Annotated in this window: 7 protein-coding genes; all 7 read left to right on the top strand. The window is 61.2% G+C overall.

All coding sequences use genetic code 11. The features are described from left to right. Positions 1-2,748 (top strand): amidohydrolase family protein (locus JNL55_RS02850; protein WP_293848993.1); only part of this gene is annotated, 2,748 nt, incomplete at its 5' end. 116 nt (positions 2,749-2,864) lie between these two features. Then, a complete protein-coding gene (locus JNL55_RS02845; protein ID WP_293848991.1) occupies positions 2,865-6,764 on the top strand; it encodes a penicillin acylase family protein in 3,900 nt (1,299 codons plus the stop codon). Between the two features lie 14 nt (positions 6,765-6,778). Further along, positions 6,779-8,203, top strand: a complete 1,425-nt coding sequence (locus tag JNL55_RS02840; protein WP_415922989.1) for an aldehyde dehydrogenase family protein — start codon at positions 6,779-6,781, stop codon at positions 8,201-8,203. A 13-nt stretch (positions 8,204-8,216) separates the two neighbouring features. After that, the gene (locus JNL55_RS02835; protein WP_293848986.1) at positions 8,217-10,229 is read left to right on the top strand and encodes a pyrroloquinoline quinone-dependent dehydrogenase; all 2,013 of its coding nucleotides are present in this window, start codon (positions 8,217-8,219) and stop codon (positions 10,227-10,229) included. 23 nt (positions 10,230-10,252) lie between these two features. Further along, positions 10,253-11,632: a peptide MFS transporter gene (locus JNL55_RS02830; protein WP_293848984.1), complete on the top strand. Its 1,380-nt coding sequence runs from the start codon at positions 10,253-10,255 to the stop codon at positions 11,630-11,632. Further along, a complete protein-coding gene (locus tag JNL55_RS02825) occupies positions 11,629-12,639 on the top strand; it encodes an alpha/beta hydrolase (protein ID WP_293848983.1) in 1,011 nt (336 codons plus the stop codon). The genes JNL55_RS02830 and JNL55_RS02825 overlap by 4 nt, the downstream gene beginning before the upstream one ends. 62 nt (positions 12,640-12,701) lie before the next feature. Then, positions 12,702-13,582: aminotransferase class III-fold pyridoxal phosphate-dependent enzyme (locus JNL55_RS02820; protein WP_293848981.1), on the top strand; the 881-nt coding region annotated here is incomplete at its 3' end.

Below are 13,582 nucleotides of genomic sequence, written 5' to 3'. Positions count from 1 at the left end.
CGCGACGTGGAGGAGCCGCGCCTGTCTCCGGATGGTCGCTTTCTTTATTACACCGAGCGCCTGGTGGCGCCGGCGTTCGTGTACTTCGATGCCAATCAAATGAACTATGGCGTGCGTCGGCTCGATCTGGATTCGGGACAGGTCGACCAGCTCATCGATGGCTTCGGTGGCGCCGTGGCGCCACAGGTCTCGCGTGACGGTAAGCGTCTGGCGTTCGTGCGTCGAGTGCAGGACAAGACCGTGTTGTTCTCCTATGACTTGGCCAGCGGCGCGCAGCAGCCGGTGTATGACCAGTTGGATCGAGATGCCGACGCTTCCTATGGTGCGCAGGGAGCGTACTACCCTCGCTTCGATTGGTTTCCGGACAATCGACACGTGGCGATCTGGGGCAAGGGCAAGTTGTATCGGATCGATATGGACAGCGGCAATGCTGTCGAGATTCCTTTTCGCGCCACCGCGACTCATCAGCTGACGAAGTCGCCGCGCTTCGGTCAGGATCTAGCGCCGGAACAGTTCACGGTCCGCAACGTGCGGCAGTTGTCACCTGCGAACGATGGCAAGAGCATCGTCTTTACGGCGGTGGGCTCGCTCTGGAAAAAGACCTTGCCGGAGGGAACGCCGACGCGCATGACCAAGGCCACGGCCTTCGAGTTCGAACCGAGCCGCTCCGCCGATGGTCGATTCATCGCCTATGTCGAGTGGGACGATGAGAAGGGCAGTGCTCTCAAAGTCATCCCAGCCAACGGAGGCACTGCACGCACCGTCATCACGAGCCGGGGTTTGATTCGCGAACCCAGCTTCTCGCCCGATGGCAAGCAACTGGTGTATCGCATCCATTCGGGCGACAAGCTCATGGGTGGCTTTCGCATCAAGCCGGGCATCTATGTCGTGCCCGTGGCGGGCGGGGAGAGTCGTTACCTCACCCTGGGGAACGAAGCGCCGCGCTTTTCGGCCGATGGTAAGCGCATCATCTTCACTCGGTTGGGATCGTCCGGTGGCATCGTGCGGAAGTTGATTGCTCCCGGGGTTCGCATTCTCAAGAGCGTGAACCTGGACGGTCAAGATGAGCGCGAGCTGGCGAACACGGCCGATGTCGACACGCTCGATCTGCGCTTGAGCCCCGACGAGCAATGGATCGCGTTCCGCGAGCGTCAGCAGTACTACGTGATGCGTTACCGGCACACCGGCACGCCGCTACGAGTGTCGGCTAACAGCGATGCCGCGGCCGTCGCCAAGCTCACGAGTGGTGGCGGTTACTCGCTGACCTGGTCGAACGATTCCTCGTCGCTTTACTGGACGCTCGGGCCTGCGTTATTCCAAGCCGGCAGCCAGACTTTTTTCAGCGCCGATGCGAAGGCGCGGCAGCCGGTGACGGAGTTCGGCCTCACGTTGCGCACTGATAAGCCCGAAGGCGTGGTCGCGTTTACCAACGCGCGCGTCATCACGATGCGCGGCGAGGAAGTCATCGAGCGCGGCACTGTCATGGTCGAGCGCAATCGCATTGCCGCCGTCGGTCCGAGCGATGGCGTCAAGATACCCGCCAACGCGAAGATCATCGATGCGACCGGCAAGACGATCATGCCAGGCCTGATGGATATGCACGGTCACACCGAATGCTGTATCGGCATCGGCCAGGTGGGCCAGAAACAGTCGACGCGCTATGCGCAGCTGTCTTACGGCGTCACCACCAACTTCGATCCCTACTCGCGTGAGCAGCTGGCCTACGAAAGTAACGAGACCAATCTGGCCGGTGTTACCGTCAGCCCGCGCTGGATTCCGTCCGGCATGGCGCTGTATGGTCGTCCGCAGATGGTCGATTCGTCGTATGTGCCAATCGAAAGCTACGACGATGCACGCACTATCATGATGCGCAAGCGCGCGCTCGGCGGCACCTTCGTCAAAAGCTATCGCCAGCCGACTCGCAAGCAGCGGCAGATGCTGGTCAAGGCCGGTCACGAGTTCGGCATCATGGTCGATGCCGAAGGCGAAGGTCAGTTCTACGAGAATCTCACGGAGATCTTCGACGGCCACACCAACCTCGAGCACAACCTGCCGCTGGCCACGTACTACGACGACATCGTGCAGCTGATGAAAAACGGCCACACGTCGAATACGCCGACGCTGGTGGTGTTGTTCGGTGAGCTGTTCGGCGAGAGCTATCTCTACGAGAGCAACGAGGCGTGGAAGGATCCGAAGATTCGTGCGTACGTCATGGAGCTGCATGCGAGCAGTTCGAGTGCGTTGGCAGTGCCGGGTTCGGCGCCGCCTTACGCGCGCGCCATGACGAGAGTCAAGGCTGCGCCCGAGATTTGGGAGATCGGCTTCCGCTCGGCGGCGCGTTCCATCAAGAAGCTCGATGATGCAGGCGTCACCATTCATGCCGGCTCGCATGGACAGGTGCCGGGGTTGTCGCTGCATTGGGAGCTGTGGCTGTTGGCAGAAGGTGGCATGAGCAATCATCGCGTGCTGCGGACGGCGACCGCCAACGGCGCCAAGACACTCATGCTCGACCGACAGCTGGGCTCGCTCGAGCCGGGCAAACTCGCCGATCTCATCGTGCTCGACGCCAATCCGCTCGAGGACATCCGCAACACCAACACGGTTCGCTACACCATGCTCAACGGCCGGTTGTACGACTCGCTCAGCATGAACGAGATCGGCAACTACAACCGCCCGCGCACCAAGTTCTATTGGGAGCTGCAAGACTATCGCGGCATCGATTGGAACGAATCATGGTCGGGTCAATGAGTCGCTGGTGTGAGAATGTCACCGGAGCCTAACTAGATATGCACCCAGTGTGTGGGCGCCACTGCAGTACAACTACGACAGTGGCGCAATCACACACAACTAGATAGGGGCGATTCATGGCTGACTTGCGTGCGAAGGTGTTGCTGATTGCGGTCGCGGCCCTGATACAAAGTGGGACGAGCGCGGCGGACTCTGTGCCACCTCAGTTCACGCGCGTTCAGCCAGAGACCTTTGCGACTGGCGGTGCGCTGACCAGCGCCTGGGCGGACTTCGATGGCGACGGCGATCTCGATCTGGCGGTCGGTTTCGGCACCGGCGACATTCGTCTGTATCGCAACGATAAAGGTGTATTCACCAACATCGGTCCGCAGCTCGGACTGCCGACGCAAGGTTTCGAAGTGCGCGGCCTGGGTTGGGGCGACTTCGACAATGACGGCGATCCCGACCTGTTCGCATCCACGTCGGCGCGCGGCGGCGGCATGGGGCGTTCCGGTGAAATCGTCGCGAGCAGCATGCTGTTTCGTAACGACTCCGAGCGAGCCTTCGTCGATGTAGCCAAGGATGCGGGGGTTGCGGCCGTTGGCCCTGCGTCCCGGCAAGTGAACTGGATCGACTACGACAACGACGGTGACCTGGATCTGTTCGTCACCCAGCGCTTCAGTTCGAACCGTTTGTTCCAGAACAACGCCGGCAAGTTCACCGACGTGAGCGCCAAGGTCGGCTTGATGGATCCACGCCGCACGGTCGGCGCCTGCTGGTTCGATTTCGACCAGGATGGCGACCTGGACGTGTTCATCCCCAATCAGCAAAGCGACAAGGATGGCTTCTATCGCAACGACGGCGGCGTCTTCAAAGACATCGCGGTCGAACTCAACATGCATCAGCCCAACCGCACGCTCGACGAGGGCGCGACCATGTGCGGTGTCGGCGACTACGACAACGATGGCGACTTCGACATCTATGCGTCAGCCTACGGCGCCAATCTGTTGTATCGGAACGAGGGCAACGGCAAATTCAGCGAAGTCGCCGCCAGCGAAGGCATCACTGGCAAGCGCACCACGGTGGGAGTGGACTGGGGCGACGTCAACAACGACGGCCTGCTCGACGCATTCATCGCCGGCTATGTGCAAGAAGGACCGAAGTATCGAGCCGTCGATCGTCTGTTGATCAATCGCGGCTCGGGAGTGCAGGGCGGTCGCTTCGTTGATGTGCTGGCTGCCGATAGCGTGATGCACGGTGCCGATCACGGTGCGCACCTGGCTGACTACGACAACGACGGCGACCTGGATATCGCGCTGGCGGAAAGTTACAACCCGGCCGGCGGCCATCCGCTGTTACGCAACGATCTGGCGGAGAATCTGCGCCGACGCTCGTTGCAGATTCAGGTGTTGGATAGCAAGGGGCACGCAACTCGCGCCGGCTCCGAAGTGCGTCTGTTCGACGCGAGCGGCAAGCTGCTTGGTGCACGGCTTGTGTCGCCAACGCAAGGCTACTCGGCACAAAGCGTGATTCCAGTTCATTTCGGTCTCGCGAGCACCGCGCCTGTCACAGTAGAAGTGACATTCCTTACTGCCGCCGGCCGCAAGAAGCAGCGGATCGAGAACGTCAATCCGGCCAAGTTCTTTGGCAAAGCGCCGCTGGTCGTGAAGCAAGATCCAGTGCCGACGCTGAAAGAGCGCGTGAGTGCCAGCCAGCCACAGCACGATGGCAAGCTCAAACTTCCCGGCTTGCGCAAATCAGTGGAAGTGGTGCGTGATCGTTGGGGCATTCCGCATATCTATGCCAGCAGCACTCACGATCTGTTCTTCGCGCAGGGCTTCGTCGCTGCTCAAGATCGGATGTGGAATATCGAGCTGTGGCGTCGAAACTCCGAGGGCAAGCTCGCCGAAGTGCTGGGCCCGAAGTATGTGGAGCGAGACAAGTTCGCGCGCGTCATGAAGTTCCGTGGCGACTGGGATGCGGAGATGCGCAAGTATCATCCCGAAGGTCCAGTGATCTTCGCCGCGTTTGCTGAAGGCGTGAACGCTGCGATCCGTCAAGCCATCGCGCAGAACCAAGTACCCGTGGAGTTCGAGCTGTCGGGCTTCCTGCCTGAGCCGTCCTGGACTGCACAGACCCCGCTGAGCCGTATGCCGGTGTGGTCGATGACGCGTAATGGCTCAAGCGAGATCGCGCGGGCGTTGGCGGTGAAGTCGATGGGCCTGTCCAAGGCGCAAGACGTGACGTTGACCGATCCGCCTACGCAACTCGAGCTGCCCGAAGGCCTCGATCTGGCGGACATCAATCCGGACATCATGAACATCACTCGCGGCGCGAACGCGTTTGACTACTCGTTCAAGCCCGCCGCCGCAACAGTTTCGCAATTGCCTGAAGCGCTGCTGCCGGTACGCGATATCAATCGGGGCTTGGGCAGCAACAACTGGGTGGTGGGCGGCAAGAAGTCCACCACCGGCATGCCGCTGCTCGCCAACGATCCGCATCGTGAAGTGCAGAACCCGGCCTTGCGTTACTGGGTGCACCTGGTGGCGCCCGGTTGGAATGTGATTGGCGCCACCGAGCCGGGCATGCCGGGCGTGACCATCGGTCACAACGAGCATGTGGCCTGGGGGTTCACCATCATCAACGGCGATCAACAGGACGTCTACGTCGAGCACACCGACCCGCAGAATCCGAATCGTTATCTGCACAAGGGCCAGTGGCATGACATGAAAATCGACGTGGAACAGATCGCCGTCAAAGGTGCTGCGCCGGTGCGCTTCGAAGTGAAGACGACCCGTCACGGCCCGTTGCTTCACGAAGATGGCGCGCGGAATCGTGCCTACGCCTCGCGGTGGACTGGCTACGAGATCGGCGGTCAGGGTTACTACGGTTCGTTTGGTCTGATGCAGGCAAAGAATTGGGACGAGTTCACCAAGGCCGCCGGTAATGCCTGGTACGGCGCGCACAACCTGGTGTATGCCGATGTGAACGGCGACTTCGGCTATGTCTCGACTGGCTTGATCCCGAAGCGTCCGAACTGGAATGGCTTGTTCCCTGTGCCGGGCCACGAGGGCAAGTATGAGTGGGACGGTTACGTGCCGGTCGAGCAACTGCCGAAGTCGCGCAATCGCGAAGCTGGATTCTATGGTTCGGCCAACAACAATGTGTTTCCGTCGGTATTCCCGGGCGTGAAAGCACCGGACTTTGCGTTCGAATACCTTTCGCCGTATCGCTACGAGCGCATCGTCGAGTTGCTGGGCCAAGACCGCAAGTTCAGCCTCAGCGATCTGCAACAGATGCAGGGCGACGTGCTGACCATTCCGGCACGCTCGCTGGTGCCGCTGCTGAAGAATGCGCGTTCCAACAAGCCCGAAGTGCAGGCGGCGATCGATCAACTGTTGCAATGGGACTATCAGGTCCGAGTCGATTCGGTTGCAGCATCGATCTACGAGTACTGGCAGCTCAAGCTGAGCCCGCTGGTGTACGCCAAGAAATTGCCGGAAGCCGCGCGTAGCTACAACAAGTATGAGATGCGCCGCTTGATCCAGTGGCTGCAGAACCCGGATCGTGACTTCGGTGCCGACCCACAGGCCGAGCGCGATCGGATTCTGGTGACGGCAATGGAGCAGGGGCTGGAGAACTTGCGTCAGCTGCTCGGCAACGATCCGTCGCAGTGGCAGTGGGGCAAGATTCACAAGGCGCCGTTCAAACATCCGCTGTGGACGCCGGAGAACGCCTCGCTGCTGGATATTCCGTCGGTCCCACGCGGTGGCGATCTCTACACCATCATGCTCACCGGCTCGCCGACAGCGAAGGGCGCGGACCAGGACACCGGCGCGTCCATCAGCTACGTGTTCGATGTGCAGGACTGGGATCGTTCCGTCGGGCTCAACACGCCGGGCAACGAGTCGCAGGTCGGTAGCCCGCACTATGGCGATCTCGCTGAAGCTTGGGGGCGCAACGAAGCGTTCCCCATTGCCTTCAGCAAAAAGAAGGTGAGCGAGCTGTCACGCGCACGCATCGTCTTGCAGCCATGAGTTCGGAGCTTCAGATGTACGACTGCAGAAAGTTTTTCATCAACGGCGAGTGGCATGCCCCCGCTGGACGTAGCGAGCAGGACGTGATCAATCCGGCGACCGAGCAGCCGGTAGGCAAGATCCTGTTGGGTACGCCGGAGGATGTCGACGCGGCCGTACAGGCGGCACGCAAAGCATTCGAAACATTCTCGCAAACCTCTCGGGCCGAGCGTATCGAGTTGCTCGAGCAAGTCATCGCGGCCTACAAACGCAACGCCGGTCGACTCGCTCAAGCCATCTCAGCCGAGATGGGTGCGCCGCTGTGGCTGTCCGAGCAAGCACAAGTTGGTCTCGGCCTCGGGCATCTGCAAACCGCGCTCGATGTATTGAAGCGCTATGAGTTCGAGGAACAGCACGGGCGCACGCGGCTGATCCGCGAGCCCATTGGCGTGTGCGGTTTGATCACACCCTGGAACTGGCCGTTGAATCAGATCGGCTGCAAGGTCGCGCCGGCGTTGGCAGTCGGTTGCACTGTCGTGCTCAAGCCGAGCGAAGTGGCGCCGCTGAGCGCGCATGTGTTCGCCGAGATTCTTGTTGAAGCGGGTGTGCCCAAAGGTGTCTTCAACCTGGTCGACGGTGAAGGACCGTCGGTGGGTGAGGCGCTCGCGCGCCATCCGCTGATCGACATGGTTTCGTTCACCGGTTCTACGCGTGCCGGCGCCCAGGTCGCTAAGGCAGCAGCGGATACCGTGAAGCGAGTGTCGCAGGAGCTAGGCGGGAAGTCGGCGAACATCATTCTCGACGATGCGGACCTCACCACTGCGGTTACCAACGGGATGCGTGCCATGGTGTTGAACAGTGGCCAGTCGTGTAATGCGCCCGCACGTATGCTGGTGCCGGAGCCGATGTATGAACGCGCGGTGCAGATCGCCAAGCAAGTCGCAGAGAACGTGACTATCGGCGATCCGCAACTGCCGGGCATCGAAATGGGCCCGGTCGCGAATCAAGCGCAGTTCGGTCGTATTCAGGCGCTGCTGGAGGCCGGTGCTAAAGAAGGAGCAAGAGTGGTCACCGGCGGCGTCGGTCGTCCGACTGGCATGGAGCGCGGCTATTTCGTCAAGCCAACGGTGTTTGCCGATGTCGATAACCGCATGAGTGTCGCTCAGCAGGAGATCTTCGGCCCGGTGCTGGTGATGATTCCCTATCGCACCGAAGCCGAAGCCATCAGCATTGCCAACGACACCGTGTACGGACTGTCCGGCTATGTGCAGTCGGCGGACTTGAATCGGGCAATGCGAGTGGCTGCGAAGCTGCGCACCGGCATGGTTCATTTGAATGGCGCTGCCTACGATATCGCCGCGCCGTTCGGTGGCTACAAACAATCCGGGAACGGACGCGAGTGGGGTAGCGAGGGCTTCAAGGAGTTTCTGGAAATCAAAGCCGTCATGGCTCCGGCCTGAGGCGCTGGTCCCGATGCCGCCGCCGGGAAAAATACTTCGCGCCACGCTCGCCGTCGTTGCTGTGCTCGCGATGCTATGGGTCGCGGGCTCACTCAGCTTGCGTGCCGATCTGAGTGTTCCGACCGTCGAGCCGGTAGCGCCTGGCGCAGCGACTATCGAACAGCCCTGGACGCATTTCGCTGCAGATGCCTCGGCGACTCAGTACTCGCGAGTCGCACAGATCACGGCCGACAACGTCGACAGTCTGGAGCTGGCTTGGCTGTATCGCACTGGCGAGATGCAGCGACGGCCGCTGAAACAGATTCAGTCCAGCGATTTTGCCAACACTCCCATCCTGGCCGGTGGTTCGCTGATCGTCTGCACGCCCTGGAACCGGTTGATCGCGCTCGATCCGGTGGCCGGCACGGAGCGCTGGGTCTTCGATCCGGAAGTGCAGGCCGACTTCAAACACAACAAGTTCGTTTGTCGAGGGGTCGCGTCATGGCGTGATCGACAGGCGCCCAGCGATGCAGTCTGCGCTGAGCGTTTGATCATGGGCACTCAGGATCAGCGCATCCTCGCCATCGACGCCCGCACCGGCAAGCGCTGCGAACAGTTCGGGCAGAACGGTGAAGTTCGCGTGCGGTTTTCAGAGAACCCTGAACAGCCGCCGGAAGTGGTGAAGTTCAACGCGCCACCCATCATCGTCAACGACGTGGCCATTTTCGGTTCGGCGATTCTCGATGGCTACTTGTCGGATCGGCCCTTGGGCACGGTGCGAGCCTTCGATGTTCGCACCGGCGCGCTGAAGTGGACGTTTGAGCCGGTACCGCTCGACTTGGCGGACACCGCTTGGCCAAGCCGCACCGACCCGCAGGGCAAACGATTCGGTGGCGGCAACGTGTGGGCCGATATGTCCGCGGATGAGCAACGCGATCTGGTGTTCTTGCCCACCTCCAGCGCCTCGATGGATTTTTTCGGCGGCCTGCGGCCGGGCGACAATCGTTACGCCAACTCCGTCGTCGCCTTGCGTGCGTCGACCGGCGAGGTGGTGTGGAACTATCAAATCGTCCATCACGATCTGTGGGACTACGACTTGCCGACTGCGCCCATCCTGATCGATCTGCAGATCGAGGGTGCAACGGTGCCGGTGGTCGTGCAGCTCACCAAGCAAGGGTTGATCTTCGTGCTTCATCGAGAGACGGGCGTGCCGGTGTTTCCGGTGGAGGAGCGACCGTTTCCGTCCAGCGAGCTGGCCGGTGAGCACTCGTCGCCGACGCAGCCTATTCCCACGACCATGCCGGCACTCATGCCGCACGGTTTGAAGGCAGCGGATGCCTGGGGCGCCACCCCTTGGGATCGAGGCAAGTGTCGGCAGGAAATCGAACGCTATCGGGGCGGCGGACTGTATGTGCCGCCAAGCGAGCAGGGGACGGTGTTCTTTCCGACCTTCATCGGCGGGCCGAACCTTGGCATGCGCGCGTACGACCCCGAGCGTCGACTGCTGGTCGTGAGCACCAATCGCACGGCCAACGTGCTTGCAGTCGCGCCGAACTCGCATCCCGATGAGACTGCGACCGGTCCGTACCGCCACGGCTTTACCAAGAATCTGCTGTCGCCATTCGGTGCGCCATGCAATGCGCCGCCGTGGGGCATGCTGACGGCAGTGGATTTGGAGCACCAGAGAATCGTGTGGCAGCAGCCGCTGGGCTCGATCGAAAAACTGGCGCCGCTACCGATTCCGGTGCGCTGGGGAACGCCCAGTCGCGGCGGCCCGATGCTGACCGGCAGCGGCCTGACGTTCATCGCCGGCACCATGGACGATGCGATCCGCGCCTTCGATACTCGTAGTGGCGAGGAGTTGTGGAAACGACGCTTGCCTGCTGGTGGCCAGGCAACTCCCATGTCTTATGTAGCAAACGGTCGCCAGTACGTCGTGATCGCCGCCGGCGGACATGCGCGGCTCGGCACGACGCTCGGGGATTATGTGCTGGCATTTGCCTTACCGCGTCGGCTGGTGGATAACACCCCTGCCGGCGGTCGATGACTTCGCAACAGAATGAGTACCGCATGACTGCAGTGATCGAAGCTTCCAGCGTCGAAATTCGTGACACGGGACGGCCCACCTTCTTCGGTCATCCCCGTGGCCTGGCTTACATCGTGTTCGCCGAAGGCTGGGAGCGATTCTCGTTCCACGGCATGCAGGCGCTGCTCATTCTTTATATGACCGGCTATCTGCTGAATCCCGGCATCATCGAGAACGTCAGCGGCTTTGCACAGTTTCGGGTCTTGCTGGAGAGCGTGTTCGGTCCTTTGTCGACCCAGGCGCTGGCTTCGCAGATCTTCGGGTTGTACATCGGTCTGGTGTACTTCTCGCCGATGATCGGCGGTTCTCTCGGCGATCGGCTGTTCGGCCGTACGCGCTCGGTCATTGCCGGCTCGGTATTGATGGCGTTCGGCCATTTTCTGATGGCCATCGAAGCGGCGTTTCTTTATGCACTGCTGCTGTTGGTGCTGGGCTCGGGCTTGATGAAGGGCAATCTGGCCGCGCAGGTCGGTGCGCTGTATTCGAAGAACGATCCGCAGCGGGATACTGCTTTCTCTCTGTATTGCCTGGCCATCAACGCCGGCGCGTTCCTCGCGCCGTTGGTGTGCGGCACGCTGGGAGAACTCTACGGTTGGCACTATGGTTTCGGTGCGGCCGGCATCGGCATGCTATTGGCAACGGCGATTTATATCGTCGGCCGCGAGCATCTGCCGGCGGACGAAATCATCAAGCAGGCCGCTGACCGTCCGACGTTACAGCCGGGCGAGGGCAAGGTGGTGCTGTCGCTGGCGGGAATCATCGCGATCACTTCATTGTATTGGGCAGCTCAAAGCCAGGTGTGGAACGTGTATCCACTGTGGCTGCGTGACCGAGTCGATCGCGCGCTCGGGGCCGATCTCACCATTCCAGTGACTTGGTTTCAGGCCATCGATACGGCGGCGGTGCTGTTGATCGGTCCGGCCTTGATCTGGCTGTGGCAACGTCAGGCGCGCCGAGGCACGGAGCCGAGCGACCTCAGCAAGATTGCGATTGGTTGCACCTCGTTTGCCGTCGGCTGTCTGCTGTTGAGCGCGAGTGAACTGGTCGCGGGCAACGGCCAAGTCGGGTTGGGTCTGCCCATGATCTTCCACGCGTTGGGGGCCATCGGCTATCTCTACGTGTGGCCGATCACTTTCGCCTTGGTCTCCAAGGCTGCACCGGCTGCTGTGAATGCGATGATGCTCGGTGCGTGCTATCTGGCAATCTTCATCGGCGGTGTGTTCAGTGGCTGGCTGGGACGCTTCTATGAAACATTGCCGCCGGCGAAGTTCTGGCTGTTGCACGCCGGTGTGGCGGCTGTGGGCCTGGTGGCGATGTTGTTGTTGCGTAAACCGCTGACTCGCAGGTTGGAGCCTGCGACATGACCGGGCCGGTGCCGAGCATCGAGCCTCGGCTCGATGCGGAGATCGTCCAGATGGCCCAGGAGAATCGTGCTCGCTGGCGCATTCCATTCGAAGAGCCGTCGATAGGCGTTGCGCGCTCGGCGTATACCGAACGTTATCGATTTCGCAGTCTGCCGCCGAAGACGCAGTGTCGCGTAGAGAAGTTGAGTATTCCCAGTCGCGCGGGCGCGATCTCAGCCAGGTTGTACCGACCGCTGCAGTCGCACGACGCGCCCACTGCGTTGATTGTTTATTTCCACGGCGGTGGCTTCGTGTTGGGAGACGCTGAAGGTTACGAGCGCCAGTCGATGAGACTGACGGAAGAGCTCGGTTGCGCCGTATTGTTTCCGGAGTATCGCCTGTCGCCCGAGCACCCGTTTCCGGCGGCTGTGCACGATGCCATCGATGTGATGGACTGGGTTAGTCGCCACGCGGTGCGTCTCAGCTTCGACTTGCAACGTATTGGCGTCGTGGGTGATAGCGCGGGCGGCAATCTTGCCGCCAATGTCTGTCTCGCTGCACGGGATCGTGGCGGGCCGAGCATCGCGCTACAGTGCTTGTTATATCCGGTCACTGACTTCCGACCCTACGTCGGCGGTCCAACCTATCCGTCGATCGACGCGTTCAGCAGCGGATATCTGCTCGATCGCAGCGTCATGGAATGGTTCACACGCAGCTATCTGCACGACGCCGGTGTCGCCTCCGATCCCAGGGCGTCACCAATTCTTGCCGCCGATCTTTCCCGATTGCCGTCGACGATCGTGGTGACCGCGGAGTGCGATCCGTTGCGAGACATGGGGCAAGCGTTCGCTGGTCGTCTGGCGCAGGCGGGGACACCGGTCGAGTATGTGTGTGCCGCGAACCTGGCGCACAACTTCATGGGTCATGTCGCGAGTTCTGCAGCCGCGCGGCGCGCATTCGACTCGGTCGTCGAAATCCTACGACGACGCATGCAAAGCGGTGCTGGATCAACACCGCAACTCGTCTAGCTTTGCAACTTGCGGCGCCCGGCAGCGACGTATTCTCTTGGCCAGGGCAAGAGGATTTGATCATGTCAGCGATCGTGCGAACCACTCAGGAATGGCAGGGCTTGGACCGGGCGCATCACATGCACCCATTCACGGATCCCAAGGAACTGGGCAAGAAGGGGCCGCGTGTCATCACGCGCGCTGAAGGCTGCTATATCTGGGACAACGAAGGCAACAAAATCCTGGATGGGATGGCGGGGCTGTGGTGTGTGGCTGTCGGCTATGGCCGGCAGGAGTTGGTCGACGCAGCCACTCAACAGCTGCAGACGCTGCCGTACTACAACAGCTTCTTTCAGACTTCGACGCCCAGTCAGATCGAATTGAGCCGCGTGCTGGCGGAACTGACGCCTGACGGGTTGAATCACTTCTTCTTCACCAACTCCGGTTCTGAAGCCAACGACACGGTGATCCGTCTGGCGCGCTACTACTGGAAGCTGCGTGGCAAGCCGACCAAGCGCACATTCATCGGCCGGCAGTGGGGCTATCACGGCAGCACTGTCGCGACGTCGAGCCTCGGTGGCATGCCGCCGATGCACGATCAAGATCATGAGATGCTGCCGCACTTCGCTCACATCGTGCACCCGCACTGGTACACGGAAGGTGGCGATTTGACGCCGGAAGAGTTTGGTTTGCAGGCGGCACGCGAGCTGGAGAAAAAGATTCTGGAGCTGGGTGCGGACAACGTCGCTGCATTCATCGGCGAGCCGTGCCAGGGCGCTGGTGGTGGTATCGATCCGCCGGCGACTTACTGGCCGGAGATCCAGCGCATCTGCAAGAAGTACGATGTGTTGGTGGTCGCCGATGAAGTGATCTGCGGCTTCGGTCGCACGGGCGAATGGTTCGGTTCGCTGACGTACGGCATCGCTCCCGACTTCATGCCCCTGGCCAAGGGACTGTCTTCCGG

This window comes from Steroidobacter sp. (assembly GCF_016790065.1).
Taxonomy (GTDB): domain Bacteria; phylum Pseudomonadota; class Gammaproteobacteria; order Steroidobacterales; family Steroidobacteraceae; genus Steroidobacter.
The sequence above is the reverse complement of the archived record's forward strand: the minus strand, read 5'-3'. Positions and strand labels throughout refer to the sequence as shown.